Annotated in this window: 26 protein-coding genes; 12 read left to right on the forward strand and 14 right to left on the reverse strand. The window is 66.5% G+C overall.

The features are described 5' to 3' along the window. The first annotated feature begins 17 nt into the window (after positions 1 to 17). From SB786_RS13510 to SB786_RS13520, 3 genes are all read left to right on the forward strand, one after another. Complete coding sequence (locus tag SB786_RS13510; RefSeq protein WP_006754237.1) at positions 18 to 428, forward strand: group II truncated hemoglobin; 411 nt, start codon at positions 18 to 20, stop codon at positions 426 to 428. A gap of 104 nt (positions 429 to 532) precedes the next feature. Beyond that, entirely contained in the window at positions 533 to 1,264 is a 732-nt protein-coding gene (locus SB786_RS13515; protein WP_006761181.1) for an alanyl-tRNA editing protein, read from the forward strand. Then, on the forward strand, positions 1,261 to 1,878 hold the full coding sequence (locus SB786_RS13520; RefSeq protein ID WP_410727900.1) for a DUF924 family protein: 618 nt from the start codon (positions 1,261 to 1,263) through the stop codon (positions 1,876 to 1,878). The genes SB786_RS13515 and SB786_RS13520 overlap by 4 nt, the downstream gene beginning before the upstream one ends. Positions 1,879 to 1,968: 90 nt before the next feature. Here the strand turns inward: SB786_RS13520 and SB786_RS13525 are convergent, their stop codons facing one another. The 11 genes from SB786_RS13525 to SB786_RS13575 form a co-directional block, all read right to left on the reverse strand. Further along, positions 1,969 to 3,867, reverse strand: coding sequence for a glycosyl transferase (locus tag SB786_RS13525; RefSeq protein ID WP_410727901.1), 1,899 nt, complete (start codon positions 3,865 to 3,867; stop codon positions 1,969 to 1,971). 229 nt (positions 3,868 to 4,096) lie between these two features. Further along, on the reverse strand, positions 4,097 to 4,858 hold the full coding sequence (locus tag SB786_RS13530) for an SDR family oxidoreductase (protein WP_410727902.1): 762 nt from the start codon (positions 4,856 to 4,858) through the stop codon (positions 4,097 to 4,099). Positions 4,859 to 4,880: 22 nt separating this feature from the next. Beyond that, the gene (locus SB786_RS13535) at positions 4,881 to 5,462 is read right to left on the reverse strand and encodes a TIGR00730 family Rossman fold protein (protein WP_410727903.1); all 582 of its coding nucleotides are present in this window, start codon (positions 5,460 to 5,462) and stop codon (positions 4,881 to 4,883) included. After that, positions 5,459 to 6,214 carry a TetR/AcrR family transcriptional regulator gene (locus SB786_RS13540; RefSeq protein ID WP_006761186.1) on the reverse strand — a complete coding sequence of 252 codons (756 nt, stop codon included), beginning with the start codon at positions 6,212 to 6,214 and terminating at the stop codon, positions 5,459 to 5,461. The genes SB786_RS13535 and SB786_RS13540 overlap by 4 nt, the downstream gene beginning before the upstream one ends. A 194-nt stretch (positions 6,215 to 6,408) precedes the next feature. Further along, entirely contained in the window at positions 6,409 to 6,945 is a 537-nt protein-coding gene (locus tag SB786_RS13545; RefSeq protein ID WP_410727904.1) for a diacylglycerol kinase, read from the reverse strand. Then, complete coding sequence (locus tag SB786_RS13550) at positions 6,942 to 7,976, reverse strand: glycosyltransferase family 4 protein (RefSeq protein ID WP_410727905.1); 1,035 nt, start codon at positions 7,974 to 7,976, stop codon at positions 6,942 to 6,944. Before SB786_RS13550 ends, SB786_RS13545 begins: the two co-directional genes overlap by 4 nt. A 29-nt stretch (positions 7,977 to 8,005) precedes the next feature. Further along, on the reverse strand, positions 8,006 to 8,944 hold the full coding sequence (locus tag SB786_RS13555) for a UDP-2,3-diacylglucosamine diphosphatase (RefSeq protein WP_410727906.1): 939 nt from the start codon (positions 8,942 to 8,944) through the stop codon (positions 8,006 to 8,008). Between the two features lie 242 nt (positions 8,945 to 9,186). Next, positions 9,187 to 9,696, reverse strand: a complete 510-nt coding sequence (locus tag SB786_RS13560; protein ID WP_410727907.1) for an RDD family protein — start codon at positions 9,694 to 9,696, stop codon at positions 9,187 to 9,189. Between the two features lie 6 nt (positions 9,697 to 9,702). Further along, entirely contained in the window at positions 9,703 to 10,467 is a 765-nt protein-coding gene (locus tag SB786_RS13565) for a DUF3106 domain-containing protein (RefSeq protein ID WP_410727908.1), read from the reverse strand. A gap of 26 nt (positions 10,468 to 10,493) precedes the next feature. Then, on the reverse strand, positions 10,494 to 10,934 hold the full coding sequence (locus SB786_RS13570) for a DUF3619 family protein (RefSeq protein WP_006756888.1): 441 nt from the start codon (positions 10,932 to 10,934) through the stop codon (positions 10,494 to 10,496). After that, positions 10,931 to 11,494: an RNA polymerase sigma factor gene (locus SB786_RS13575; protein ID WP_410727909.1), complete on the reverse strand. Its 564-nt coding sequence runs from the start codon at positions 11,492 to 11,494 to the stop codon at positions 10,931 to 10,933. The genes SB786_RS13570 and SB786_RS13575 overlap by 4 nt, the downstream gene beginning before the upstream one ends. Positions 11,495 to 11,847: 353 nt before the next feature. Between SB786_RS13575 and SB786_RS13580 the strand changes: the two genes are divergently transcribed. The 6 genes from SB786_RS13580 (at position 11,848) to SB786_RS13605 (ending at position 18,849) form a co-directional block, all read left to right on the forward strand. Beyond that, positions 11,848 to 13,611: an acetolactate synthase 3 catalytic subunit gene (locus SB786_RS13580; RefSeq protein ID WP_410727910.1), complete on the forward strand. Its 1,764-nt coding sequence runs from the start codon at positions 11,848 to 11,850 to the stop codon at positions 13,609 to 13,611. Between the two features lie 111 nt (positions 13,612 to 13,722). Further along, the gene (ilvN, locus tag SB786_RS13585; RefSeq protein ID WP_006750445.1) at positions 13,723 to 14,214 is read left to right on the forward strand and encodes an acetolactate synthase small subunit; all 492 of its coding nucleotides are present in this window, start codon (positions 13,723 to 13,725) and stop codon (positions 14,212 to 14,214) included. Positions 14,215 to 14,310: 96 nt separating this feature from the next. After that, on the forward strand, positions 14,311 to 15,327 hold the full coding sequence (gene ilvC, locus SB786_RS13590) for a ketol-acid reductoisomerase (protein ID WP_034190794.1): 1,017 nt from the start codon (positions 14,311 to 14,313) through the stop codon (positions 15,325 to 15,327). Between the two features lie 127 nt (positions 15,328 to 15,454). Next, positions 15,455 to 16,099, forward strand: a complete 645-nt coding sequence (locus SB786_RS13595; RefSeq protein WP_006750447.1) for a phosphatidylserine decarboxylase — start codon at positions 15,455 to 15,457, stop codon at positions 16,097 to 16,099. A gap of 15 nt (positions 16,100 to 16,114) precedes the next feature. Next, positions 16,115 to 16,984 (forward strand): CDP-diacylglycerol--serine O-phosphatidyltransferase, encoded by an 870-nt coding sequence (gene pssA / locus SB786_RS13600; protein ID WP_006750448.1) that lies wholly within the window; start codon positions 16,115 to 16,117, stop codon positions 16,982 to 16,984. Between the two features lie 320 nt (positions 16,985 to 17,304). Continuing rightward, complete coding sequence (locus tag SB786_RS13605) at positions 17,305 to 18,849, forward strand: 2-isopropylmalate synthase (protein ID WP_410727911.1); 1,545 nt, start codon at positions 17,305 to 17,307, stop codon at positions 18,847 to 18,849. Between the two features lie 71 nt (positions 18,850 to 18,920). Here SB786_RS13605 and SB786_RS13610 read toward each other — a convergent pair whose 3' ends face one another. The 3 genes from SB786_RS13610 to SB786_RS13620 form a co-directional block, all read right to left on the reverse strand. Further along, positions 18,921 to 20,471: a SulP family inorganic anion transporter gene (locus SB786_RS13610; RefSeq protein WP_410727912.1), complete on the reverse strand. Its 1,551-nt coding sequence runs from the start codon at positions 20,469 to 20,471 to the stop codon at positions 18,921 to 18,923. 37 nt (positions 20,472 to 20,508) lie between these two features. Continuing rightward, positions 20,509 to 21,150: a carbonic anhydrase gene (locus tag SB786_RS13615; RefSeq protein WP_410727913.1), complete on the reverse strand. Its 642-nt coding sequence runs from the start codon at positions 21,148 to 21,150 to the stop codon at positions 20,509 to 20,511. A gap of 396 nt (positions 21,151 to 21,546) precedes the next feature. Continuing rightward, positions 21,547 to 22,059 carry a hypothetical protein gene (locus tag SB786_RS13620; RefSeq protein ID WP_410727914.1) on the reverse strand — a complete coding sequence of 171 codons (513 nt, stop codon included), beginning with the start codon at positions 22,057 to 22,059 and terminating at the stop codon, positions 21,547 to 21,549. A 190-nt stretch (positions 22,060 to 22,249) separates the two neighbouring features. Here SB786_RS13620 and SB786_RS13625 point away from each other — a divergent pair, with 190 nt between their 5' ends. From SB786_RS13625 to pnp, 3 genes are all read left to right on the forward strand, one after another. After that, the gene (locus tag SB786_RS13625) at positions 22,250 to 23,509 is read left to right on the forward strand and encodes a branched-chain amino acid ABC transporter substrate-binding protein (protein WP_410727915.1); all 1,260 of its coding nucleotides are present in this window, start codon (positions 22,250 to 22,252) and stop codon (positions 23,507 to 23,509) included. A 118-nt stretch (positions 23,510 to 23,627) separates the two neighbouring features. Continuing rightward, positions 23,628 to 23,897 (forward strand): 30S ribosomal protein S15, encoded by a 270-nt coding sequence (gene rpsO, locus SB786_RS13630; protein WP_006398792.1) that lies wholly within the window; start codon positions 23,628 to 23,630, stop codon positions 23,895 to 23,897. A 291-nt stretch (positions 23,898 to 24,188) separates the two neighbouring features. Beyond that, positions 24,189 to 26,333, forward strand: coding sequence for a polyribonucleotide nucleotidyltransferase (gene pnp, locus SB786_RS13635; RefSeq protein WP_006756898.1), 2,145 nt, complete (start codon positions 24,189 to 24,191; stop codon positions 26,331 to 26,333). The last annotated feature ends 119 nt before the right edge of the window (positions 26,334 to 26,452 follow it).

A 26,452-nucleotide genomic window follows, 5' to 3' on the forward strand; every position in this document is an offset into this window, starting at 1 on the left:
GTTTCCGATTATCCGTAATGACCGATGTGAATGATGATGCGCCGTCGCAGCCGACGGCGTTCGAGCTCGTGGGCGGCGAAGCCCGCGTGCGCGAGATGGTGGACCGTTTCTACGACCTGATGGACCTCGAGCCCGAGTTCGCCGAGATTCGCGCGTTGCATCCGGCGTCGCTCGACGGCTCGCGCGACAAGCTGTTCTGGTTCCTGTGCGGTTGGCTCGGCGGCCCCGACCACTACATCAGCCGGTTCGGCCACCCGCGCTTGCGCGCACGGCACCTGCCGTTCCCGATCGCGTCGGTCGAGCGCGACCAGTGGCTGCGCTGCATGGCGTGGGCGATGGAGGACACCGGCTTGCCCGAGCCGCTGCGCGAGCGGCTCATGCATTCGTTCTACGACACGGCCGACTGGATGCGCAACCGGCCCGGTTGATCGACCGGTACGCCGCTGTCCGGACACCCGACGATCTGCGTCTGGGCGCCGGTCCGGTGCGGCGCGACACTGACTGTTTCCCCGATCGATACGAGGTTCCCCCGATGACGACCCCGGCCCTGTTTCGCGAAGATGCCTATCTGACGCAATGCGACGCCGTCGTCGCGGCGGTCGGCGATGACGGCATCCGGCTCGATCGCACCGTGTTCTATCCGCTCGGCGGCGGGCAGGCCGGCGATAGCGGCATGCTGACGCTGCCCGACGGCGGCACGATCGCGATCGCCGACACGCGCAAGGCGAAGTTCGACGGCGCAACGCCCGACGACGCCGTGCACGTGCCCGCGCCCGGCCAGGAAGCACGCGTCGCGGCGCTCGCGCCCGGCGCGCGCGTGGTCGCGGGCATCGACTGGCAGCGCCGCTACCGGCACATGCGGCTGCATACGGCCGCGCACTTGATGTGCGCGGTGCTGCCGTACCCGGTCGACGGTTGCAGCGTGACGGCCGACTACGTACGGCTGGATTTCGCGACGTCCGACGCGATCGACCGCGCCGACGTCGAGCGCCGTCTCGCGGAACTGGTGCGCGGCGCGCATGCGGTCACGACCGAATGGATCACCGACGCGGAGATGACCGAGCGGCCCGAGCTCGTGCGCACGATGAGCGTGAAGCCGCCGATGGGGCTGGGCCGCGTGCGGCTGCTGCGCATCGCCGGCGTCGACCTGCAGCCGTGCGGCGGCACGCACGTGCGCAATACGTCGGAAATCGGCGACCTGCGGGTCGCCAAACTTGAAAAGAAGAGCGCGCGGACACGGCGCGTCGTACTGGAGTTTGCATGACGATCGACAACCTGACGCACAACGCCGCGGCGCTCGATCCGCAAGCGCGCGAGATTCTCGATTTCTGGTTCGGCGAGCCGGGTTCGGCCGAGTTCGGCCACGCGCGCAAGGTGTGGTTCAACGGCGGCGCGGCGTTCGACGACGTGCTGCGCACGCGCTACGGCGCGTTGCTCGACGCCGCATGCGACGGCGCGTGCGATCGGTGGGCCGCCACGCCGCTTGGTGCGCTCGCGCTGATCGTGGTCCTCGACCAGTTCTCGCGCAACATTCATCGTGGCACGCCGCGCGCATTCGCCGCCGATCCGAAGGCATTGGCGCTCGCACGGCGCGTCGTCGCGGCCGGATGGGACGCGCAACTGCCGAGCGGCCATCACCGCGCGTTTGCGTACCTGCCGTTCGAACATGACGAGTCGCGTGAGAGCCAGCACGAGGCCGTGCGGCTGTGCGCGGGCATTCGCGGCGAGGCCGGGTGCGAGAGCTATCACGACTTCGCGTTGCGCCATGCGGCCGTGGTCGAGCGCTTCGGCCGGTTCCCGCACCGGAACGCGATTCTCGGTCGCGCGTCGACCGACGAAGAGGCGGCATTCCTGCGCGAGCCCGGTTCGTCGTTTTGACGTGCGCGGCGGTGGCGCGCCGGGCGTGACGCCGCGCTCGGGCGCCGGGCCGGAGATCACGACGGCGCCGTTGCGCGGCGCCGCGTTGCATCACGGCGCTGCCTGTTTTTCCGGCGTGCGCACGTAGACGCGCAGCAGTTCCTCGTTGTCGCCCGGGCGCGCGCCGGTCCAGAACAGTTTCCATTCGCTGCCCGGCGCCGGATCGACGGCCCGCACGCCCTGGACGATCATCCACGTGCAGCGCGTCGTCTTCGCGTCGTCGATCGGCGTGTGCTGGATCCCGGAGAAGTAGTACAGCATCGGCGCTTCCGATTCGCCGAGCCCGTGCAGGCTCGCCATGCAGTCGCCGTCGCTCCATTCGAGCGCGAGATGGGCGTTCAGGTCGTCGAATACCGACCGGTAGCTCTTCGCGACGTCGAGCCACGGCAGCAGCAGCGTATACACGAGGCCCCACGCCACCAGCGCGCCCGCGCCCCACGACAGCGCGCCGCGCCACAGCCCGGTCGTGCGCAGCTTCGGCAGCAGCCACAGCCAGCCGACGGTCAGCACCAGCGCGCCGATCACGAACCCGGGCACGATCGGCATCGTCCAGTCGAGCGGCAGCCAGCGACCGAGCGGGGCGAGGCTCGTTCGCGATGCGCGCGGATCGGCCATCACCGCCCAGATCACCCACGCGAGCGCGACAGCGCTACCGAACAGCAGGCGGCTCAGGTAATCCCACGCGAGATGCAGCCCGCGCGGCAGGCGTTCGATCGCCTGCGCGGCGACCAGCGCGAGCGGCGCGAAGAACGGCAGGATGTAGAGCTGGCGCGAGGTCGCGGACACTTGCAGCACCGCGAGGCCGATGCCGGGGAACAGCACGGGCAGCGCGACGCGCGGCGCGCGCCAGTCACGCCATGCGCCGCGCGCCAGCGCGACGATGGCGAGCGGCGCGACCGGGAAGCCGACGAGCAGGAACGCACGCAGGATGAAGAACGGCTTGTCGTTTTCCGCGCCGAGTTCCGGCACCGAGAAGCCGAAGAAGCGGCCGACGTTGTTGTCCCAGAACCACGTCATGAACAGCGTCTCGGAGCGCAGGAACAGCGCGGTCGGCCAGATCAGCGCGAACGGTGCGAACACGAGCGCGGCGACCCCGAGCGAGCGCGCGAACGCGCGCGTACGGCAGGCGGGGTAGAGCACCAGCGTGCCCATGAGCGTGGCCGCGAACACGAGCGGCACGAACAGCCCCTTCGCCATCAGCGCGATGCCGACCCCCGCGCCGAACATCGGCGCGGCCCAGCGGCCCGACGGCTGCATCGGCAGCGCATGCCGCATCTGCTGCGCGCGCGCGACGTGCTGCATCACGAGCTCGAGCAGGCCGCAGAAGGCCATTGCCGTGCCGGCGAACAGCGCGACGTCCGTCATCATGTCGTGCACGTGCTTGATGACGACGAGCGTGCCCGCGCTCAGCACGACGGGGCCGACCACGCGCAGGTCGAGCCAGCCGTGGGCGCGGCTGGCGCTGCGTGCCGCGCGTGCGATGAAGCCGAACGCAAGCGCGGCGAACAGCGCGCTCGCGAGCCGTGCCGCGTCGTGCAGCGGCATCACGCGCTGCAGCAGCCACGCGAGGCTCGTCGCGACCCACGCGTAGAGCGGCGGCTTTTCCATGAAGGGGAGGCCGGCGTTGGTCGGCACGACGAAATCGCCCGTCTCGAGCATATGCTGGATGATGCCGAACGTATAGGTTTCGTCCTGCTTCCACGGATCGTGGCCGAGCACGCCCGGCAGCGTATACGCGCAGACCAGCGCGGCGACCAGCAGCCAGACGCGCCAGCCGAGCCGCAGCACGCGATCGTCGGCGCCGTTCGTCGCGCTCGCGCCGGCCACGGCGGACGTGCCGGCGGCATTGAGCGTCGCGTGGGGGGCGGGATCGGCGGGCGATTGGGCGGGCGTGGCCGAGGCGGGCACGGAGGACGTGCGTCGCCGGCCGGGTGCTGCGGTTCCGGGCATGGAAAAGATCTCGGTCGGGTCAAGCCGGTCCGGCGACATGGGCCGGAACCAATAAGGGGCACATCAAGGCGAGAAAGGCAGCCGGATGACCGACCGTTTCAGGCTTGGCGCTAGTAGAGCATGGAAGTGTTACGAATGTTTACTGAAAGGGTCACGATATTGTGGAGATTTGTGGTGTCGTGAGCAGAGGAATGTTTCAGTCGGCGCGTCGGGGCGCCTGCGCGGTCGATTATCGTCCGCCGCCGACGTCGAGCAGGGCGCCCGTCGTGTATGACGCCGCGTCGCCGAGCAGCCAGACGATCGCCTCGGCGATCTCCTGCGCTTCGCCCGCACGGCCGAGCGGTGTCTGCGCGCCGAGACGCGCCGCGCGGCCCGGCTGGCCGCCGCTTGCATGGATTTCGGTCTCGATCAGCCCGGGGCGCACCGCGTTCACGCGCACGCCGTGCGGGCCGAGCTCCTTCGCCAGGCCGATCGTCAGCGAATCGATCGCGCCCTTCGAGCCCGCGTAGTCGACGTATTCGTTCGGCGAACCGAGCCGGGACGCGATCGACGACACGTTGACGATCGCGCCGCCGCGCCCGCCGCGGTCGGTGGACAGCCGGCGCGCGGCTTCGCGCGCACACAGGTAAGCGCCTAGCACGTTGGTGTCGAACATCCGCCGCAGCCGGTCGACCGGCATGTCGGCGAGCGGCATCGACGCCGCGACGATCCCCGCATTGTTGACGAGCGCGTCGAGGCGGCCGAACGCCGCCGTGACTGCGTCGAACATCGCGATGACGTCCGCTTCGTTCGCGACGTCGCCGGCGACGACGCACGCGCGTGCGCCGGCGTCGCGAACGGCTTGCGCGGTCAGTTCGGCGGCCGCCGCGTCGCGCGCGTAGTTGATGCCGACGTCCCAGCCGCGCTTGGCCGCGAGCACGGCGCTCGCGCGGCCGATGCCGCGGCTCGCGCCGGTGATCAGGACGACCTTGCGATCGGACGGTGCGGGCATCGTGCGTGGCTCTCCGTAAGCGTTACTTGGCCGCGTCGGACGCCCACTTGTCGCGCACGGGCGGCTGGTAGCGGCGCAACTGCTCGATCAGCGCGAGCGGTTCGGCGTCGATGCACAGCGCATCGAAGTAGGTCGGGCGCATGAAGCCTTCGTCGACCGTGTGGCGCAGCAGTGCGATTAACGGATCGTAGAACGAATCGATGTTGTACAGCGCGACGGGCTTGCGGTGATAGCCGAGCTGCGCCCACGTATAGACCTCGAACAGTTCCTCGAGCGTGCCGGCGCCGCCGGGCATCGCGACGAACGCGTCGGCGAGGTCGGCCATCATCTTCTTGCGGTGGTGCATGTCGGGCACGACGTGCAGTTCGGACAGCCCGGTATGACCGACTTCCTTGTCGACGAGCAGCTCCGGGATCACGCCGACCGCACGGCCGCCGGCCGCCATCACTTCATCGGCGATCACGCCCATCAGTCCGACACGGCCGCCGCCGTAGACGAGCGTCAGGTCCGCATCGACAAGAGCGCGGCCGAACGCACGCGCGGCGTCCGCATAGACGGGCCGCACGCCGGACGACGAGCCGCAGTAAACACACACTGCCTTCATTGTTTCGTATCCTTCGCGGCGGGCCGGGTGGTGACCGGGCTGCCGGCGGGGCGGGGCGAACCGTCGCGCGGCGGCAGGTAGTCGGTGAACTGGCGCTTGGGCAGCTTGCCGGAGACGAGATCGTCGAACAGTTGGCGCGAACGGCCGCGCAGGTACGGCGCCATCACCGAGATCACGTGCATGCTCACCTGGTGCAGCTCTTCTCGGATCGCGTCCTGATCGTTGTACTTGCGCGGATGCATCACGTACTGATACGACAGCCAGTACGTCGAGATCACGGCCATGTTGGTGGCGATGACTTCGATCTCGGCCGGCGTCGCGACCATTTCGGCGTCGGACACGAGCAGTTCGCACATGTCGTGCGCGAAGCGCACCTTGTGGCTGATGATCTGCTTGAAGTGCGTCTCGAGCGTGCGGTTGCGCGCGAGCAGGTCGTTGAGGTCGCGATACAGGAACCGGTAGGTCCACATGAAGTCAGCCATGTACTGCAGGTACGACCAGGTCTCGTCGATCGTCGGACGGTGATCTTCGGGGAAGCGCAGCCGCCGTTCGATCTGCTGCTCGAACTGCGCGAAGATGCTGTTGATGATGTCGTCCTTGTTGCGGAAATGGTAGTACAGGTTGCCTGGACTGATTTCCATTTCCTCGGCGATCGTCGTGGTCGTGACGTTCGGCTCGCCGATCTCGTTGAAGAGTTTCAACGACAACTCGAGAATCCGTTCGCGGGTGCGGCGGGGAGGTTTCGCTTCCATGTCGTCCGGCCCTGTGTGTGCCGGACTGGCGGGCGCTGCAATCGATGCTGCGAGATTCGTCCGGCGCGGGTTGCTGTTCTATGTCTGGCGGACGATTATAAACCGCTGTTTCCTGACAACGGGCGCATTTCGTGATCGCGGCGCGTTGCCGGCGCATGGTGCACCGCCGCACGGCGGCGCTGCCGCGGATGCCGCTAGAAGCCCAGCCAGCGCGCGACGACCGGGCCGAGCACGAAGCCCCACGTCGTCACGCACGCGAACAGCGCGACCGTGACCGCCGCGCTGCCGAGGTCCTTCGCGCGCTTCGACAGTTCGTGGCGCTCCAGCGAGATGCGATCGATCGCGGCCTCGACGCTCGAGTTCAGCAGCTCGACGATCAGCACGAGCAGCACCGACGCGATCAGCAGCGCGCGCGATGCGGCCGGGACCGGTGAGAACGCACCGATCGGCAGCATCAGCGCGGCGAGCGTGAGCTCCTGGCGAAATGCGCTTTCCTCGCGGATCGCGACGCGAAACCCGTTCAGCGAATGCTTGAGCGCGTACCACGCGCGCGTGATGCCGCGGTGGCGCTTGTACGGGTTCGGCGGCAGCGGCGCCAGACGATCGTCGGGGCCGAGCGGTTCGTGCGTGTGCACATCCGCGTCGGCGTGCGGCTCTTCTTCGTCGAACGGATGATGCAGTTGCGCTGTCGCGGCAGCGGCGGGGGTCTTGTCGTTCAGGTCTCGTTTCAAACGGCGGCACCTTCGGCGGGCGAGTACGCGGTCTTCGGCAGCGGCTTCAGATGCGACGCGAACTGCTCGGACGCCGCGCGCCACGAGAAGCGCTCGGCCCATGCGCGGGCAGTCTCGCGTTCGATCTTCAGCGCCTCGAGGCAGGCTTCCTGCAGGTCTTCGTGCATCGCGCCGGCAGCGCCCCCGCCGAGCACGTCGATCGGGCCCGTCACCGGGTAAGCGGCGACCGGCGTGCCGCACGCGAGCGCCTCCAGCAGCACGAGGCCGAACGTGTCGGTGCGACTCGGGAACACGAACACGTCGGCCGCAGCATACACCTTGGCGAGTTCGGCTTGCGACAGTACGCCGAGATAGTTCGCTTCCGGATAACGCGATTTCAGCTCGGCGAGCGCCGGGCCTTCGCCTGCGACCCACTTCGAGCCGGGCAGGTCGAGACGCAGGAACGCCTCGACGTTCTTCTCGATCGCGACGCGGCCCACGTACAGGAAGATCGGCCGCGCGGTGTTGAGCACCTTCGACTCCATCGGCCGGAAGATGTCCAGATCGACGCCGCGCGTCCACAGCACGACGTTCGTGAATCCGAACTTCTCGAGATCCTGCTTCACGACCGGGGTCGGCGCCATCACCGCGAGCGACGGCCCGTGGAACCAGTGCAGGAACTTGTAGGTCGCCGACAGCGGGATGCCGAAGCGCGCCTGCACGTATTCCGGAAAGCGCGTGTGATACGCGGTCGTGTACGGCAGCTTGCGCGAGCGTGCATAGCGTCGCGCGGCGAGGCCCAGCGGGCCTTCGGTCGCGATGTGCAGCGCGTCGGGCGCGAACGCATCGATGCGGGCGCGCAGCTTGCGGTACGGCAGGATCGACAGGCGGATCTCGGGGTAGGTCGGGCACGGCACCGTGCGGAATTCCAGCGGCGTCAGCATTTCGACCCGGTGGCCGAGCGCGGTGAGTTCGCGGGTGGTGCTCTTCAGCGTGCGCACGACGCCATTGACCTGCGGTTCCCATGCATCGGTGACGATCATGATCTTCATCGCGGCTGTGTCCTGTAAGTGGAGTTGTGTCAGGCGGTGGCCTTGGCCTTGCGCGACGGGGCTGCGGACGGCGCGGTGCGCATCGCCGTCCAGTAGACGATCTTCAGTTCGCCTTCCATCGTTTCGACGAGGGCGGACAGGCTCTCGACCCAGTCGCCGTCGTTGCAGTACAGCACGCCGTCGATGTCGCGGATCTCCGCCTTATGGATGTGCCCGCACACGACACCGTCGCAGCCGCGGCGGCGCGCTTCGTCGGTCATCACGGTCTCGAACTGCGAGATGAAGTTCACCGCGTTCTTCACCTGGTGCTTCAGGTACTGCGACAGCGACCAGTACTGGAAGCCGAGCCGGCTGCGGATCCGGTTGAACCAGCGGTTGAGCACGAGGATCAGCGTGTAGAGCGTGTCGCCGAGATACGCGAGCCATTTCGCATGCTGGATCACGCCGTCGAACAGGTCACCGTGCACGATCCACAGACGCTTGCCCGCGAGCGTCGTGTGGAACGCCTCGCCGCGCACCTGGATGTCGCCGAACGCGAGATCGCAGAACTGCCGCGCGCCTTCGTCGTGGTTGCCCGGGATGTAGACCACCTGCGTGCCCTTGCGCGCCTTGCGCAGAACCTTCTGCACCACGTCGTTGTGCGCCTGCGGCCAGTACCAGCCCTTCTTCAGCTGCCAGCCGTCGATGATGTCGCCGACGAGATACAGGTACTCCGAATCGTTGTGGCGCAGGAAGTCGAGCAGGTACGGCGCCTGGCAGCCGCTGGAGCCGAGATGGATGTCGGACAGCCAGATCGTGCGATAGCGATGCGCGGACGGTTCGGGGTCGTCATGCTGCGTCGCGTGCGCGGCCGGCGGCTCATGCGTCGAAAGGGCATCGGTTGCGGCCGCGCCGGACACGAAGGCGGTGACGGCGCGGGCGCCGAGCGGTTGACGGAACAGGGAGGTCGCGGACGTTTTCTGGCCCATGCATGACTCGCGCCGATTGACATTACCGGCATTGCGCCATGTGGGCGTGACCCTACCGTGACAGTCACGAGACGTTCTTATTACTGTCGTCGCGGCGCGTTTAGCAGTGAATGGAGCAGAGTTGTGTAGCGTGCCGAACCGACGGGCCTGACGTTATCGGGCAAGCCGCACGGGGCGGCCCTGCGGGCGGTTTCGACGGGTTTCGTCTGATGGATGCGCGAACCGCGCGGCGCGTCAGCGCGTCAGCGCGGAATCGCGACGACGCGCGTGCGCGCGAGGCGGTCATGCGGGAACTGGCGATCGGTGTGCAGGCGGGCGGCGCTGGCCCACGCGACGATCCACGCGGCGGCGAGCGCGAGCGTGACGGGCACCGACAGGCCGAGCAGCGGATGCAGCGCGAGCGGCGGCAGGAACCACAGCCAGCCGAGCGCATAGCGGACGAGCGCATGCACGGCGCTCAGTGGCCGGCCGCTCGACGATTCGAGCCGCAGCCGCCAGGTCTTCATCGGCAGCGTCTGGCCGCCGTGAGTCCAGAACCAGACGAAATACGCGCCGACGACGAGCGCGATCCACGCGGCGAGGAGGTCGTGATGGACGAGGCCGTTGCGCTGCTGCGTCGCGAGGCTGAATGCGAGGCCCGCGAAGAACACGACGCCGAACAGCAGCACGGCCTCGTACAGCATCGCCGCGACGCGCCGCCGCACGGACGGCGCGGCGACGGCCGGGGCCTGGGGTGCGGGGGCGCTCGCCACCGCCGTTCAGGAACCCTTGAACATCGACGGCGCGTCGGCCGGCGACACCGGCGTGACGACGGCCGGTGCGGTTGCAGGCGGGATACCGGACGTGGATGACGCGGCGGGCGGCACGCCGGCACCGGCCGATGCGGGCGCCGGCGCCGCCGCGACGTTGCTCGCCGGATGCTCGTGCGAATTGACGAGGCGGCGCACATCGCGGTCGGCGACGGTCGGCGGCGCGCTGACCACGCTCGGCCGGCGGCGGCGCTCGGTCGCGGCGAGGCGTTGCTTCTGTTCTTCGGGCAATTGCTGGTAGGCCTTCCACGCGCGCTCGCGCGCCTGCGCGGACAGCTCCTTCGCGCTCTGGTAATTCTCGCGTGCGACGCGACGCTGCTCGGGCGTCATCCGCGCCCATTCGGACATTCTGTCCTGCAGGTGTTTTTGTTCATCAGGCGTCAATTTCGCGAAACGCGACGCGATCTTCAGCCATTTGCGCTTACGCGCATCGCTGAAGCCGTCCCACTGATCGGCGAACGGCGCGAGTGCCGCGCGTTGCGCGGGTGTCAGCCGCGCCCACGACAGCGGGCCGTTGGCGGCCGGCAGCGGCAGGGGCAGCGGGGCGAGTTCGGTGGACAGCGCGGCGGCGGCCGAGGTCGGCGCGGGCGCGCTGCTGGCCGTGGCGGATGCCGTCGCGGGGGGCGGGTTGAATCGGGAGTAGGTGGCGACGTAGGAAACGGCGATCGCGATCACGCATCCGAAAAATACGGCCAGGCCGCGTTTCTGATTCACCCGTGCGATCCCCTCGTTATTGTCTGTTAGCGTGCGCGCGAAAGATACGCGTTGAACCCGTGATCGAGATACGCGTTGAGCGGCAGGTCGTCGCTGAGCATCGCCGCGTCGATGTCGGCGAGCTCGGCGGTGCGCTGCATGTCTTCCCAGTACGCGATGCCGACGAGCCCCGCCAGCAGCAGCGCGAGCGGCCACGCACGCAGCAGTCGGCGCGCGAGCGACGCGGACGGGCGGCCGGCCTGCGGGTGGCTCGCGGGCGGCATGCCGTATGCGCCGGCCGCGCCGGCGAAGGCGGGCACGAACACCGGCGCGTTCGCGGGTTCCGGCTTCTTGCGCGCGAGCGCGGCCCGGCGCGCGACGGCCAGACGGTCGGTAGTCGCGGCAGGCAGCGCCGCGGCACGTTCGTCCAGCGCGCGGCGGACCTTCAGCGCGAATTCGTATTCTCGATTTACGGGAGCGGAGCTCATAGCGTGATTCCTTTGGCCTTGAGCGCGTGTGCCAGGGTATGAGTGGCTCGCGAGCAGTGCGTCTTGACGCTGCCTTCGGAGCACCCCATTGCGGCGGCAGTCTCGGCGACATCCATATCTTCCCAATAACGCATCAGGAACGCTTCCCGTTGACGCGTCGGAAGTTTCTGGATTTCTTCGTCGATCAGGGCCAGAACCTGTTCCCGCTCGAGGCGGTGCTCGGTGCTCTCGACTCCCGCATTGTCGTCCGCGGATTCGAGCGTTTCCAGCGGATCGAAGTCGTCGTCGTCCGTATTGTTGAGCGACGAGAAGAGCGTGACCCACGTATTGCGGACCTTCTGCCGGCGGAACCAGTCGTGGATGGTGTTCTGCAGGATCCGCTGGAACAGCAGCGGCAGCTCGGCCGCCGGCCGGTCGCCGTATTTCTCCGCCAGCTTGATCATCGCGTCCTGCACGATGTCGAGCGACGCATCGTCGTCACGCACGGCGTACGCAGCCTGCTTGAACGCGCGCCTTTCGACGCCCGCCAGAAAGTCGGCGAGTTCCTTGTCTGATGCCATTCCGTAAAGGTATGCGCTGCGGACTGCGGCGTGTGAAAAGGTCGAAAAATTTCGTAAAACCCGCGGATGCTAACAAATTTTCGCGCAACTTGGCACCGCTTACGGCACGCCACGTTGCGCGCGAGCCGCGTCCGCGGGCCGCGGGGCGGCGGCCATGATGCGCTGCGGGATATTTTGCTTGACGACCCAATCATGACCGGCTATCGTCAACGATTCGCAACATGAAGTGATGGTCTCATTTGAGGCTGGCCCAAGAAGCCCGCCCTTCAAACTGGACGCGCCGCTTGAACCCGAGCCACAAGCCCGGCAGAGAGCACCCGATCAATTTTTTGCCGAAAATTCGAAAGGTCGAAATGAACATGCCCAGCGCGGAATTCTCCACGTCGGAACCCCTTTCCCCTCCCGATAGCGACTCCATTGGCGGTACCGTGCTCATGAAGGCACTGGCCGACGAAAAAGTCGAATTCATCTGGGGCTACCCCGGCGGCTCGGTTCTCTACATCTACGACGAGCTGTACAAGCAGGACAAGATTCAGCACGTGCTGGTGCGCCACGAACAGGCGGCCGTGCACGCAGCCGATGCGTATGCGCGTTCCACCGGCAACGTCGGCGTCTGTCTCGTGACGTCCGGCCCCGGTGTCACCAATGCGGTGACCGGCATCGCGACGGCCTACATGGATTCGATCCCGATGGTCGTGATCAGCGGCCAGGTGCCGACCGCCGCGATCGGCCAGGACGCGTTCCAGGAATGCGACACCGTCGGCATCACGCGTCCCTGCGTGAAGCACAACTTCCTCGTGAAGGACGTGCGCGACCTCGCGGAAACCGTCAAGAAGGCGTTCTACATCGCGCGCACCGGCCGTCCGGGCCCGGTGCTGATCGACATCCCGAAAGACATCTCCAAGACGCCGTGCCAGTATGAGCCGGTCAAGAGCGTGTCGCTGCGCTCGTACAACCCCGTCACGAAAGGCCATTCGGGTCAGATCCGCAAGGCCGTGTCGTTGCTGCTGTCGGCGAAGCGTCCGTACATCTACACGGGCGGCGGCATCATCCTCGCCGACGCGGCGCGCGAACTGAACCAGTTCGCCGACCTGCTCGGCTACCCGGTCACGAACACGCTGATGGGCCTCGGCGGCTATCGTGCGTCGGACAAGAAATTCCTCGGCATGCTCGGCATGCACGGCACCTACGAAGCGAACATGGCGATGCAGCACTGTGACGTGCTGATCGCGATCGGCGCCCGCTTCGACGATCGCGTGATCGGCGACCCGGCGCACTTCGCGTCGCGTCCGCGCAAGATCATCCACATCGACATCGACCCGTCGTCGATCTCGAAGCGCGTGAAGGTCGACATCCCGATCGTCGGCGACGTGAAGGAAGTGCTGAAGGAGCTGATCGAGCAGTTGCAGACGGCCGAGCATGGCCCCGACACCGACGCGCTCGCGCAATGGTGGAAGGACATCGAGGGCTGGCGCGCGAAGGACTGCCTGAAGTACGACCGCGAAAGCGAGATCATCAAGCCGCAGTACGTGGTCGAGAAGGCGTGGGAGCTGACGGACGGCAACGCGTTCGTGTGCTCGGACGTCGGCCAGCACCAGATGTGGGCCGCGCAGTTCTACCGTTTCAACAAGCCGCGTCGCTGGATCAACTCCGGCGGCCTCGGCACGATGGGCTTCGGCCTGCCGGCAGCGATGGGCGTCAAGATGGCGCACCCGGACGACGACGTGCTGTGCATCACGGGCGAAGGCTCGATCCAGATGTGCATCCAGGAACTGTCGACCTGCCTGCAGTACGACACGCCCGTGAAGATCATTTCGCTGAACAACCGCTATCTCGGCATGGTCCGCCAGTGGCAGCAGATCGAATACAGCAAGCGCTATTCGCATTCGTACATGGATGCGCTGCCCGATTTCGTGAAGCTCGCCGAAGCGTACGGCCATGTCGGCATGCGGATCGAAAAGACTTCGGATGTGGAGCCGGCGCTGAAGGAAGCGTTGCGCCTGAAGGACCGCACCGTGTTTCTCGATTTCCAGACCGATCCGACCGAAAACGTCTGGCCGATGGTACAGGCCGGCAAGGGCATCACCGAGATGCTGCTCGGATCGGAAGATCTGTAACGGCGCGACGCGCGCCGGGGCCGAGGCGGCCGCCTTCACGAAGGGCGGTGCGGCATCGGGCGGCGCGCGGCGCGAGTGAATCGACACGGACACATTCTGGAAGAAGCGAACATGAGACACATCATTTCCGTCCTGCTGGAAAACGAACCGGGCGCGCTGTCGCGCGTGGTCGGTCTGTTTTCCGCACGCGGCTACAACATCGAAACCTTGACGGTGGCGCCGACCGAAGACCAATCGCTGTCGCGGCTGACCATCGTTTCCATTGGCTCGGACGACGTGATCGAACAGATCACGAAGCATCTGAACCGCCTGATCGAGGTGGTGAAAGTGGTGGACCTGACCGACGGTGCACACATCGAACGCGAGCTGATGCTGATCAAGGTACGTGCAGTGGGCAAGGAGCGCGAAGAAATGAAGCGGATGTCGGACATTTTCCGCGGCCGCATCATCGACGTGACCGAAAAGACCTACACGATCGAATTGACGGGCGCGAGCGACAAGCTCGACGCATTCATCCAGGGGCTGGACGCCAGCGCGATCCTAGAGACCGTGCGTACCGGCAGCTCCGGCATCGGACGCGGCGAGCGCATCCTGAAGGTGTAATGCCGAAGAGGCACGCCGGGTGCGCCGTCATGTCCCGGCCCGCAGTACCCAATCCGAACGAATTGTTGAATTTTTGAATTAGCGAAGGAACCCATCATGAACGTTTTCTACGACAAAGACGCCGACCTCTCCCTCATCAAGGGCAAGCAAGTCACGATCATCGGCTACGGCTCGCAAGGCCATGCGCACGCACTGAACCTGAAGGAAAGCGGCGTAAACGTGACGGTCGGCCTTCGCAAGGACGGCGCGTCGTGGAGCAAGGCCGAAAACGCAGGCCTGTCAGTCAAGGAAGTCGCTGAAGCGGTGAAGGGCGCGGACGTCGTCATGATGCTGCTGCCGGACGAGCAGATCGCCGACGTGTACGCGAAGGAAGTGCACGCGAACATCAAGCAGGGCGCGGCGCTGGCATTCGCACACGGCTTCAACGTCCACTACGGCCAGGTGATCCCGCGTGCCGACCTCGACGTGATCATGATCGCGCCGAAGGCGCCGGGCCACACCGTGCGCGGCACGTACTCGCAAGGTGGCGGCGTGCCGCACCTGATCGCGGTTGCGCAGAACAAGTCGGGCGCGGCACGCGACATCGCGCTGTCGTACGCGGCAGCGAACGGCGGCGGCCGTGCCGGCATCATCGAGACGAACTTCCGCGAAGAGACCGAAACCGACCTGTTCGGCGAGCAGGCCGTGCTGTGCGGCGGTACCGTCGAGCTGATCAAGGCAGGTTTCGAGACGCTGGTCGAAGCCGGCTACGCGCCGGAAATGGCGTACTTCGAGTGCCTGCACGAGCTGAAGCTGATCGTCGACCTGATCTACGAAGGCGGCATCGCGAACATGAACTACTCGATCTCGAACAACGCCGAGTACGGCGAGTACGTGACGGGCCCGCGCGTCGTCACGGAAGAGACCAAGAAGGCGATGAAGCAGTGCCTGACCGACATCCAGACGGGCGAGTATGCGAAGAGCTTCATCCTCGAGAACAAGGCAGGCGCCCCGACGCTGCAGTCGCGTCGCCGCCTGACGGCCGAGCACCAGATCGAGCAGGTCGGCGCGAAGCTGCGTGCGATGATGCCGTGGATCGCGAAGAACAAGCTCGTCGACCAGACGAAGAACTAAGCATTGCGTGCCGTTCCGGCCCTTCGAGTGGAGGGTCGGCATCAAAAAGCCGCCCGAAGGCAGTAGTGCCCCGGGCGGCTTTTGCTATCCTACGGGCTTTGCAATTCACCGAACACAGAACGAATCCATGAACTATCCTCATCCGATCATCGCGCGCGAAGGCTGGCCGTTCATCGCGATTGCAGCCGTCATCGCGCTGTTGATCCACGCCGTCGGGGGCTTCGGCTTCGCGTGGCCGTTCTGGCTGCTGCTCGTCTTCGTCGTCCAGTTCTTCCGCGATCCGCAGCGCCCGATTCCCGCGCAGCCGAACGCGGTGCTGTGTCCGGCGGACGGCCGCATCGTCGCGGTCGAGACCACGCAGGATCCGTACGCGAACCGCGAAGCGCTGAAGATCAGCGTGTTCATGAATGTCTTCAATGTCCATTCGCAGCGTTCGCCGGTCGACGGCGCGGTCACCAAGGTCGAGTACTTCCCGGGCGCGTTCCTGAACGCGGCAATCGACAAGGCGTCGACCGAGAACGAGCGCAATGCGCTCGTGATCCAGACGGCGAGCGGCAAGACGGTTACCGCCGTGCAGATCGCCGGCCTCGTCGCGCGCCGGATCCTCTGCTACGTGCGCGCCGGCGAGCCGCTGTCGCGGGGCCAGCGCTACGGTTTCATCCGCTTCGGTTCGCGCGTCGACGTGTACCTGCCGCTCGGCAGCCGCGCGAAGGTGTCGATCGGCGAGAAGGTCTACGCGTCGTCGACGATCCTCGCCGAGCTCGAACAGTAACCGGCGGAGCGCACGATGGCCGCATTCAAACCGCGCCGGCCGCGCAACGGCTCCAGCCAGACGCCACGCCCGTTCCGCCGCAACAAGATAATGGCGCCCGATCCGGTGCCGGAAAGCCGCCGCGCCGCGCGCCAGCGGTTCCTGAAGACGCGCGGCATCTACCTGCTGCCGAACGCGTTCACGACCGCCGCGCTGTTCTGCGGTTTCTTCGCGGTCGTGCAGGCGATGAACGTGCGCTTCGAGATCGCCGCGATCGCGATCTTCGTCGCGATGGTGCTCGACGGGATGGACGGGCGCGTCGCACGGATGACGCATACGCAAAGCGCGTTCGGCGAACAGTTCGACAGCCTGTCGGACATGGTGTCGTTCGGCGTCGCGCCTGCGCTCGTGATGTACGAATGGGTGCTGAAGGATCTCGGCCGCTGGGGCTGGCTCGCCGCGTTCGTCTACTGCTCGGGCGCCGCGCTGCGCCTCGCGCGCTTCAACACCAACATCGGCGTCGTCGACAAGCGCTTCTTCCAGGGATTGCCGAGCCCGGCCGCCGCCGCGCTGATCGCCGGCTTCGTCTGGCTCGCGACCGACAACCGCGTGCCGATGAAGCTCGGCTGGCTGCCGTGGGTCGCGTTCGTGCTGACGATCTACGCGGGCGTGACGATGGTATCGAACGCGCCGTTCTACAGCGGCAAGGCGCTCGACGTGCGGCACCGCGTGCCGTTCGCGGCGATCCTGCTGGTCGTCGTCGCGTTCGTGCTCGTGTCGTCCGATCCGCCGCTGATGCTGTTCTGCCTGTTCGTGCTGTACGGGCTGTCCGGCTATGTGTTCTGGGCCTACATGGCCATCCGCGGGCGGGCGAATCCCGCACGCTCGTCGCAGCGCGATCACTGACGCGCAACTTGCCCGGAAACCGAAACGGCGGCCTCGCGGCCGCCGTTTTCATGTGCCCCTTTCTCGCATCGCGCGGCCCGGTCTCGCGGGTGCCGTCCGATTGCGCACCTTGCGGAATGCCGCTATAGTCTTTGGCATGACTGCATTTTCCCGCCTCTCCCTCCTTCTAGCCGGTGCGCCGCTACGCGCGCTAGCTTTGGCGCGCCTGCCGCGCTGACCGTTCTCGCCCCCCCGTCAAGCCTCGTCTGTTGTTGAGCGTCGCCAGCGGTGGCGCGATCTCATTACGTTTGATTCCCGTATAAAAAGCCCTGGAGCCCCCCATGACAGACAAGCTGATCATTTTCGATACGACGTTGCGTGACGGTGAACAATCGCCCGGCGCGTCGATGACGAAGGAAGAGAAAATCCGCATCGCGAAGCATCTCGAGCGGATGAAGGTCGACGTGATCGAGGCCGGCTTCGCGGCCAGCTCGAACGGCGACTTCGACGCGATCCACACGATCGCCGGTCTCGTGAAGGACAGCACGATCTGCTCGCTGGCGCGCGCCAACGACAAGGACATCCAGCGCGCGGCCGACGCGTTGAAGCCGGCCAATAGTGCGCGGATCCACACGTTCATCGCGACGTCGCCGCTGCACATGGAGAAGAAGCTGCGGATGACGCCGGACCAGGTGTTCGAGCAGGCGCGCCTCGCCGTGCGCTTCGCGCGCAAGTTCACCGACAACGTCGAATTCTCGCCGGAAGACGGCAGCCGTTCGGATCTCGACTTCCTGTGCCGCGTGCTGGAAGCCGTGATCGCCGAAGGGGCGACGACGATCAACATCGCCGACACGGTCGGCTACGGCGTGCCGGAACTCTACGGCAACCTCGTGAAGACGCTGCGCGAACGCATTCCGAACTCGGACAAGGCGATCTTCTCCGTGCATTGCCACAACGACCTCGGGATGGCGGTGGCGAACTCGCTCGCCGGCGTGAAGATCGGCGGAGCGCGGCAGGTGGAGTGCACGATCAACGGTCTCGGCGAGCGCGCGGGCAACACGTCGCTCGAGGAAATCGTGATGGCCGTGAAGACCCGCAAGGACTATTTCGGCCTCGACGTCGGCATCGACACCACGCAGATCGTCCCGACGTCGAAGCTCGTGTCGCAGATCACCGGTTTCGTCGTGCAGCCGAACAAGGCCGTGGTTGGCGCGAACGCCTTTGCGCACGCGTCGGGCATCCATCAGGACGGCGTGCTGAAGGCGCGCGACACGTACGAGATCATGCGCGCGGAAGACGTGGGTTGGACCGCGAACAAGATCGTGCTCGGCAAGCTGTCGGGACGCAATGCGTTCAAGCAGCGCCTGCAGGAGCTCGGCGTGTCGCTCGACAGCGAAACCGAACTGAACGCGGCGTTCATGCGCTTCAAGGATCTGGCCGACCGCAAGTCCGAGATTTTCGACGAAGACATCATCGCGATCGTCTCCGAGGAGTCGGCGTTCGCGCAGGAGCAGGAGCACTACAAGTTCGTGTCGCTGTCGCAGCGCTCGGAAACCGGCGAGCAGCCGCAGGCCAAGGTCGTGTTCGCGCTCGACGGCCGGGAAGTGACCGGCGACGCACGTGGCAACGGCCCCGTCGACGCGACGTTCAACGCGATCGAGAGCGAAGTCGGCAGCGGTTCGGAACTGCTGCTGTACTCGGTGAACGCGATCACGACCGGTACGCAGGCGCAGGGCGAAGTGACGGTGCGGCTGTCGAAGAGCGGGCGGATCGTCAACGGCGTCGGCACCGACCCCGATATCGTCGCGGCTTCCGCGAAGGCGTACATCGCCGCGCTGAACAAGCTGCACTCGAAGGACGACAAGCTCAACCCGCAGCGCTCGTAAGCGCTGCGCGTGGAGCGCGCGAAACGCCCCGTGCGGCCCTGTGCCGCCCGGGGCGTTTTTTCATGCGCCGCTCATTCGGCGGCCGGTGCGCGAAACAGCCAGCGGCGCGCGGCCGGGCGGGCCGCCGGGCTGCGGCGGCGGAATTCCACCATGATCCCGCGCCGCGGCGCATCGGCGACGAACGCATCGAGCAGTTCGAGCACGTCGTGGTCGATGTAGTCGGCGCGCGTCGCGTCGATGATCACGGCCGCGCGGTCCGGAATGTGCCGCAGGTGATGCTTGACCTGCACCTTGCCGAGGAACGACACGTCCTTGCGGAACGACAGCAGGAAGTGATCGTCGTGCTGCGCGAGCGTGACCGGGCTCTTCAGGTTCGCCACCGCGACCGCCAGCACGCTGCATGCGAGGCCGAGCGCGATGCCGAACAGCAGGTCGACCGCCAGCACGCCCGCGATCGTCGCGGCGAACGGCACGAACGCGGCCGGACCCTGCTTCAGCACCGAGCGGAACAGCGCCGGTTTCGCGAGCTTGAAGCCGGTGTGGATCAGGATGGCCGCGAGGCTCGCGAGCGGGATCAGGTTGATCAGCCCGGTGAGCGCGAACACGCTGGCGAGCAGCAGGATCCCGTGCACGATCGCCGACATCCGGCTCTGCGCCCCCGCGTTCACGTTGACCGAGCTGCGCACGATCACCGACGTGATCGGCAGCCCGCCGACCGCGCCCGCAACGAGATTGCCGACGCCCTGCGCCTTCAGTTCGCGGTCCGGCTGGGTCGGCCGGCGCTTCGGATCGATCTGCTCGACCGCCTCCAGGCTCAGCAGCGTTTCGAGGCTCGCGACGACCGCGAGCGTGATCGCGACGCGCCATACGTCCGGATTGACGAGCTGCGCGAAGTTCGGGCCGAGCTCGGCGTGCTTCAGCGATGCCGCGAGCGCCGCGAACGATTCGAGCTCGGGCAACGTGACGCGATGCGCGGCACCCAGCGCGACCGACGGCATAAAGGCGCCGAGCACCAGCGTGGCGCCGATGCCGAACACGACGACCGCGAGCGGCGCGGGCACCGAGCGCACCCAGGCAAAGCGCTTGAGCGCCGGCGTATCCCAGGCGATCAGCAACCCGAGCGACGCGAGCGCGATGGCCGTGGCGGCCCAGGCGGTCGGCAGGGCCGCCCATGATGCAAACGATTGCGCGGCCGAGCCGCCAAGGCCGAAGGCGAACGGAATCTGCTTCAGGATCAGCAGCAGGCCGATCGCCGCGAGCATGCCCTTGATGACGGGCGACGGCACATAGGCGGCGAAGCGGCCGGCACGCAGCATGCCGAAGCCGAACTGCAGCACGCCGGACAGCAGCACCGCGAGCAGGAACGCGGAGAAGCTGCCGAGTTGCGCGATCCCTTCGACGACGATCACGACGAGGCCGGCGGCAGGCCCGCTGACCGACAGCGACGAGCCGCTCAGCAGCGCGACGACGATGCCGCCGACGATGCCGGACACGAGCCCGGCAAACGGCTCGACACCGGACGCATTGGCGATGCCGAGACACAGCGGCAGCGCGACGAGGAAAACGACGATGCCGGCGATGATGTCGCGCGGCAGGGTGGACAGGCGCTCGTTCAGTTTCATGGTTGGGCGATTTCGTAGCGTTGGGGGAGTGCCCGGGTCAGCCGAGTGCGGCGGCCGTGGCGACATGTTCCGGTTCGGCTTCGGCCGGCGGTGCCGCATAGCCGGAGTCGAGTTCCTTCAGGCGGCCATCGGCGAGCGAGAAGATCCAGCCGTGCACGAGCGGCGGCCGCTGCCGGCCGTGCACGATCGGCGACGCGCGCAGCAGCCGCACCTGTTCGAGCACGTTCAGCTCGGCCAGGCGATCGGCGGCGGTCGTGTCGTCGAGTCCGTCGAGCGAGTCGCGATGGCGTCGCGCGAGCGCGCAAAGCGGCGCGATGCGGCGCGCGACGTGCGGCAGGTCGGCGGGCGGCGGCAGCAACGATGCGCGCACGCCGCCGCACCCGTAGTGGCCGCACACGATCACGTGGTCGACTTCGAGCACGCGCACGGCGTATTCGAGCACGCTGGCGGAATTGTCGTCGTCGGGATGGAACAGGTTGGCGATGTTGCGATGGACGAACAGCTCGCCGGGCACGCTGTGCGTGATGGTTTCGGCCGGCACCCGGCTGTCGGCGCAGCCGATCCACAGCACGCGCGGGTTCTGTCCGCGCGCGAGCGCGTCGAAGAAGCCGGGCGTGTGTTCACGCGTCTCGCGGGCCCAGGCGATGTTGGCGACCAGCATGCTCTTGGGGCGGTTCATAAGGACTCCTTTCCGGTAAAGGAAAAACAAATGGCAAACAAATACGGGACGAAGCGGAGCAATAGGATCCTTTCTGAACTGAAAGGTTCAATTTCGACTGATATTAGGGGTATGCCCTAACGCCGGGTGCCACTGATACAAATTGTTTCAACTGGATCGGGCGAGGTGCATCGAAATGCACCAATGCGACGCGTGAGATGCATCCCATATGCCTGTTTCCCGCCGGCGGCCGTATGGAGCGGAGTTTCGCGGGATCGCTTGCCGAGCGCCATCAATCGGAAAGGATTGCCGTGCGCGATTGCGAATTAATCGAATATGACGGAAAAAATGAAATGGCCATTCACGCAATAATTCGTGAATGGCCATTGCGAAAATTGCAGGTAAATGCGTAATCGGTCAGAACATATTGCGGCGGTCGGGATCGTGCAGCGGATCCGGCGTTTTCTGCGTCGTGCGCAGGATGCCCTGCGGATCGAAGTAGAAGCTGTACATCATGTACCAGACGTTGTCTTCGAGATAGCGGTAGGTCCACACCTCGCGCTTCATCAACGGGAAGTAGGACGTCTCGACCGGGCGGCCGAAATTCACGAGCACGTCGGTCTTGGTCCACTTGCCGATTTCCGCGCGATAGAATTCGCTCGGCTGCAGCACCTGGCGCACGTTGACGATGCGGTGGGCCGCGTCGACATCGGCCGCGACGGTGATCTCGCCCATCGGCTGGGTCGGCCACATCAGGCGCTTGCCGCCGCCCGGCAGGTCGTAGATTTCGCGCGGCGGCCCCATGCGCGCCACGATCGCCGACTCGTCCTGGCCGGCCTGGTATTGCTGCCACGGTTGCGCGCAGCCGGCGAGCAGTGCCGCCGCGCAGGCGACCAGTACCGGCAGGCGCATGGGAATGCGAATGCGCATCGGATTCTCCAGAACTCTCTGACCGTCCAGTTGTATCACGGACGGCGCGCGCCGGCGCGTCGTGCCGAAAAAATCGGTGCGGATCGCACGCGGTGTGCCGTCGGGGCGCGGTGTCGCACCGCGCTTGCCGGCGGCAGCGCCCGCGGCCTATGATCCGCGCTTCTCGGACAGATTGAAGGGCAGGTAGCTGATGCAGCGATGGAAACGGTGCGCGCTCGCATTGAGCGCGGGGTGGACGCTGGCGTCGTCCGCATTCGCGGCAGGCGAGCCGGTGCGGATCGCGCTGATCGAAGGAATGTCGGGCCCGTTCGCGAATGCGGGCGCGGCGGTCGAGCGCAACCTGCGCTTCGGCGTCGAGCAGGTCAATGCGGCGGGCGGCGTGAAGCTGCACGATGGCGCGCATCCGCTCGAACTCGTCGTGCTCGACAGCAAGGGCAGCCCGGAAGAGGCGCTCGTGCAGTTGCGCGCGGCGGCGGACCGGCACATCGGCTTCGTCGCGCAGGGCAACAGTTCGGCGGTCGCGGCCGCGCTCGTCGCGTCGCTCGACAAGCTGAACGCGCGCAATCCGGACAGCCGGATGCTGTTCGTGAACTATTCGGCCGACGATCCGGCGCTGACCGGCGCACGCTGCAGCTTCTGGCATTTCCGTTTCGATGCGCACGCGGGGATGCGGATGGCGGCGCTGGCGGACCTGATGGCGCGCGACCGCGCGCTGCGCAAGGTCTACCTGCTGAACCAGGACTACAGCTTCGGCCATGACGTCAGCACGCTCGCGCGGCAGGCGCTGGCCGAACGGCGCCCCGACGTGACGATCGCCGGCGACGAATTCCATCCGATCGGCCGCATCAAGGATTTCTCGCCATACATCGCGAAGATCCGGGCGAGCGGCGCGGACGCCGTCGTGACCGGCAACTGGGGCAACGATCTCACGCTGCTGGTGAAGGCGGCGCGCGAGCAGGGGCTGAACGCGAAGTTCTATACGTTCTACGGCAACAGCCTCGGCGCGCCGGCCGCGCTCGGCGACGCCGGCGTCGGGCGGGTGATCGCCGTCGCGGACTGGCATCCGAACGCCGGCGGCGCGAAGTCGGACGCGTTCTACCGCGCGTTCCGGGCCCGTTTCCCCGCGGCGCAGGACGACTATCCGGTGCGGCGCATGAGCCTGATGATCGAAGTGCTCGCGGCGGCGATGACCCGCGCCGGTTCGGCCGACCCGGTCGCGGTGGCGCGCGCGCTGGAGGGACTGTCGTTCGACGACGGCTTCCACCCATCGATGATGCGCGCGCGGGACCACCAGTTGATTCAGCCCCTTTATGTGATGGAAATGGACAAGGCCGGCACGCCGGGCGTGCGCTTCGACAACGAGGGCTCGGGCTACGGCTTCCGGACGGTCCTCGCGGTGCCCGCCCAGCGTACGCCGATGCCGTCGACCTGCTCGATGAGGCGCCCGTGACAGGAGGCGATGGAACGGCGTGCAGTTGTGTTACAATGCCCGCCGGTTGTAAGTCACGGCACGGCCATTCTTCCGTGTCCGCCTGTTCAGTTAGCAAGTAGGAAACCAAGGAAATCACATGTCTGTTGCAGATATCAAGAAGTCGGAAGTCGTTGCTCAGTTCGCCCGTGGTACCAACGACACGGGTTCGCCCGAAGTCCAGGTCGCACTGCTGACCGCACGTATCGTCGAACTGACGGGTCACTTCAAGACCCACGCGAAGGATCACCACAGCCGTCGCGGCCTGCTGCGCATGGTGAGCCGCCGCCGCAAGCTGCTCGACTACCTCAAGGGCAAGGATGCCGACCGTTACCGCGCGCTGATCGAGAAGCTGGGTCTGCGTAAGTAATCGAGGCGATTGCCGCCAGCAAGATGCCTGTGTCAGTCCGCTGATGCAGGCATTTTGTTTTTGCGCGGTGCGTAGCGTCACGCGCACCGCAGGTTGTTCGGCACGCGCTTGCCGGACTGCCGGAACGGCTGATACCGGGGTCGGGATTTGTGTCATTCCAGCGCGTCGCTCAGTGAGCGTCGCGCTGGAATGGCATAAAAAACACACCTTGCTCCGGGTGATTCGGTCGGGACGCCGCCGCGCGGGATGGCCCGTGCGGCGAATGAAATGAATGAATTCAAAGGAGCAACCATGTCCATGTTCAACAAGGTCGTGAAGGAATTCCAGTGGGGCCAGCACAAGGTCCGCCTCGAAACCGGTGAAGTCGCACGCCAGGCGAGCGGTGCCGTGATCGTCGACGTGGAAGACACCGTCGTGCTGGCAACCGTCGTCGGCGCGAAGTCGGCGAAGCCGGGCCAGGATTTCTTCCCGCTGACCGTCGACTACCTCGAAAAGACCTACTCGGCCGGCAAGATCCCGGGCGGCTTCTTCCGTCGCGAAGGCCGTCCGTCGGAACACGAGACGCTGACGTCGCGCCTGATCGACCGTCCGCTGCGTCCGCTGTTCCCGGAAGGCTTCTACAACGAAGTGCAGGTCGTGATCCACGTGCTGTCCGTGAACCCGGAAATACCGGCGGACATCCCCGCGCTGATCGGCGCGTCGGCCGCGCTCGCCGTGTCGGGCCTGCCGTTCAACGGTCCGGTCGGTGCCGCGCGCGTGGCGTACATCGACAACGCATACGTGCTGAACCCGACGCGTGACCAGCTCAAGGCATCGAGCCTCGACCTCGTCGTCGCCGGTACGGAGCGCGCGGTGCTGATGGTCGAATCGGAAGCCGATCAACTGCCGGAAGACGTGATGCTGGGTGCGGTCGTGTTCGGCCACGAGCAGATGCAGACGGCGATCGACGCGATCCACGAACTCGTGCGCGAAGGCGGCAAGCCCGAGTGGGACTGGCAGCCGGCACCGAAGAACGAGGCGCTGATCGCGCGCGTGACGGAACTGGCGCACGGCGATCTGCTCGCCGCTTACCAGCTGCGCGACAAGCAAGCGCGTTCGACGAAGCTGAAGGAAGTCTACGCGGCGACCTCGGCGAAGCTCGAGGCAGACGCACTGGCGGCCGGCACGGTCGCGGCCGACAAGGCCACCGTCGGCAACGTCCTGTTCGACATCGAAGCGAAGATCGTCCGTTCGCAGATCCTGAACGGCGAGCCGCGCATCGACGGTCGCGACACGCGCACCGTGCGTCCGATCGAGATCCGCACCGGCGTGCTGCCGCGCACCCACGGTTCGGCGCTGTTCACGCGTGGCGAAACGCAGGCGCTCGTCGTCGCGACGCTCGGCACGAAGGGTGACGAGCAGATCATCGACGCGCTCGAAGGCGAATACCGCGAGCGCTTCATGCTCCACTACAACATGCCCCCGTTCGCGACCGGCGAAACGGGCCGCGTCGGTTCGCCGAAGCGCCGCGAAATCGGCCACGGCCGTCTCGCGAAGCGCGCGCTGGTCAAGTGCCTGCCGAGCGCCGACGAGTTCGGCTACTCGATCCGCGTCGTGTCGGAAATCACCGAGTCGAACGGTTCGTCGTCGATGGCGTCGGTGTGCGGCGGCTGCCTCGCGCTGATGGACGCCGGCGTGCCGATGAAGGCGCACGTCGCGGGTATCGCGATGGGCCTGATCCTCGAAGGCAACAAGTTCGCGGTGCTGACCGACATCCTCGGCGACGAAGATCACCTCGGCGACATGGACTTCAAGGTGGCCGGCACGGAGCAAGGCGTGACGGCGCTGCAGATGGACATCAAGATCCAGGGCATCACGAAGGAAATCATGCAGGTCGCGCTCGCGCAGGCGAAGGAAGGCCGCATGCACATCCTCGGCAAGATGACGTCGGCGGTCTCGGGTGCGAACACGCAGCTGTCGGAATTCGCGCCGCGCATGATCACGATCAAGATCAACCCGGAAAAGATCCGCGACGTGATCGGCAAGGGCGGTTCGGTGATCCGCGCGCTGACGGAAGAAACGGGCACGACCATCGACATCTCCGATGACGGCGTCGTGACGATCGCGAGCACGAGCAGCGAAGGCATGGCCGAAGCGAAGAAGCGCATCGAGAACATCACGGTCGAGATCGAAGTCGGCCAGGTGTACGAAGGCACGGTGCTCAAGCTGCTCGATTTCGGCGCGATCGTGAACCTGCTGCCGGGCAAGGATGGCCTGCTGCACATCTCGGAAATCGTCAACGAGCGCGTGAAGGACATCAACGACTACCTGAAGGAAGGCCAGCAGGTGAAGGTCAAGGTGATCCAGACGGACGAGAAGGGTCGCGTGCGTCTGTCGGCGAAGGCGCTGCTGAACGAAGCAGCGGCGTCGCAGTCGGATACGCCGCCGCAGCAGTAAGCGCAAGGGCGTGAGAACGGCCGGCCGTGCGAAAGCGCGCCGGCCGTTTTTTCTGTAGCATCGTTGCGCGGCGCAGCAGCGCCGGCGAGGCGCCCGTGCCGCGCACGGATGCGCCCCCG

The organism is Burkholderia sp. SIMBA_062, assembly GCF_046534765.1.
Lineage (GTDB): Bacteria > Pseudomonadota > Gammaproteobacteria > Burkholderiales > Burkholderiaceae > Burkholderia > Burkholderia ambifaria.

Bases quoted from the DNA above. Each gene is read 5' to 3' on its own strand.
- SB786_RS13510 (WP_006754237.1), top strand. From the start codon at position 18: ATGACCGATGTGAATGATGATGCGCCGTCGCAGCCGACGGCGTTCGAG.
- SB786_RS13515 (WP_006761181.1), top strand. From the start codon at position 533: ATGACGACCCCGGCCCTGTTTCGCGAAGATGCCTATCTGACGCAATGC.
- SB786_RS13520 (WP_410727900.1), top strand. From the start codon at position 1,261: ATGACGATCGACAACCTGACGCACAACGCCGCGGCGCTCGATCCGCAA.
- SB786_RS13525 (WP_410727901.1), bottom strand. From the start codon at position 3,867: ATGCCCGGAACCGCAGCACCCGGCCGGCGACGCACGTCCTCCGTGCCC.
- SB786_RS13530 (WP_410727902.1), bottom strand. From the start codon at position 4,858: ATGCCCGCACCGTCCGATCGCAAGGTCGTCCTGATCACCGGCGCGAGC.
- SB786_RS13535 (WP_410727903.1), bottom strand. From the start codon at position 5,462: ATGAAGGCAGTGTGTGTTTACTGCGGCTCGTCGTCCGGCGTGCGGCCC.
- SB786_RS13540 (WP_006761186.1), bottom strand. From the start codon at position 6,214: ATGGAAGCGAAACCTCCCCGCCGCACCCGCGAACGGATTCTCGAGTTG.
- SB786_RS13550 (WP_410727905.1), bottom strand. From the start codon at position 7,976: ATGAAGATCATGATCGTCACCGATGCATGGGAACCGCAGGTCAATGGC.
- SB786_RS13555 (WP_410727906.1), bottom strand. From the start codon at position 8,944: ATGGGCCAGAAAACGTCCGCGACCTCCCTGTTCCGTCAACCGCTCGGC.
- SB786_RS13570 (WP_006756888.1), bottom strand. From the start codon at position 10,934: ATGAGCTCCGCTCCCGTAAATCGAGAATACGAATTCGCGCTGAAGGTC.
- SB786_RS13575 (WP_410727909.1), bottom strand. From the start codon at position 11,494: ATGGCATCAGACAAGGAACTCGCCGACTTTCTGGCGGGCGTCGAAAGG.
- SB786_RS13580 (WP_410727910.1), top strand. From the start codon at position 11,848: ATGAACATGCCCAGCGCGGAATTCTCCACGTCGGAACCCCTTTCCCCT.
- ilvN (WP_006750445.1), top strand. From the start codon at position 13,723: ATGAGACACATCATTTCCGTCCTGCTGGAAAACGAACCGGGCGCGCTG.
- ilvC (WP_034190794.1), top strand. From the start codon at position 14,311: ATGAACGTTTTCTACGACAAAGACGCCGACCTCTCCCTCATCAAGGGC.
- SB786_RS13595 (WP_006750447.1), top strand. From the start codon at position 15,455: ATGAACTATCCTCATCCGATCATCGCGCGCGAAGGCTGGCCGTTCATC.
- pssA (WP_006750448.1), top strand. From the start codon at position 16,115: ATGGCCGCATTCAAACCGCGCCGGCCGCGCAACGGCTCCAGCCAGACG.
- SB786_RS13605 (WP_410727911.1), top strand. From the start codon at position 17,305: ATGACAGACAAGCTGATCATTTTCGATACGACGTTGCGTGACGGTGAA.
- SB786_RS13610 (WP_410727912.1), bottom strand. From the start codon at position 20,471: ATGAAACTGAACGAGCGCCTGTCCACCCTGCCGCGCGACATCATCGCC.
- SB786_RS13615 (WP_410727913.1), bottom strand. From the start codon at position 21,150: ATGAACCGCCCCAAGAGCATGCTGGTCGCCAACATCGCCTGGGCCCGC.
- SB786_RS13620 (WP_410727914.1), bottom strand. From the start codon at position 22,059: ATGCGCATTCGCATTCCCATGCGCCTGCCGGTACTGGTCGCCTGCGCG.
- SB786_RS13625 (WP_410727915.1), top strand. From the start codon at position 22,250: ATGCAGCGATGGAAACGGTGCGCGCTCGCATTGAGCGCGGGGTGGACG.
- rpsO (WP_006398792.1), top strand. From the start codon at position 23,628: ATGTCTGTTGCAGATATCAAGAAGTCGGAAGTCGTTGCTCAGTTCGCC.
- pnp (WP_006756898.1), top strand. From the start codon at position 24,189: ATGTCCATGTTCAACAAGGTCGTGAAGGAATTCCAGTGGGGCCAGCAC.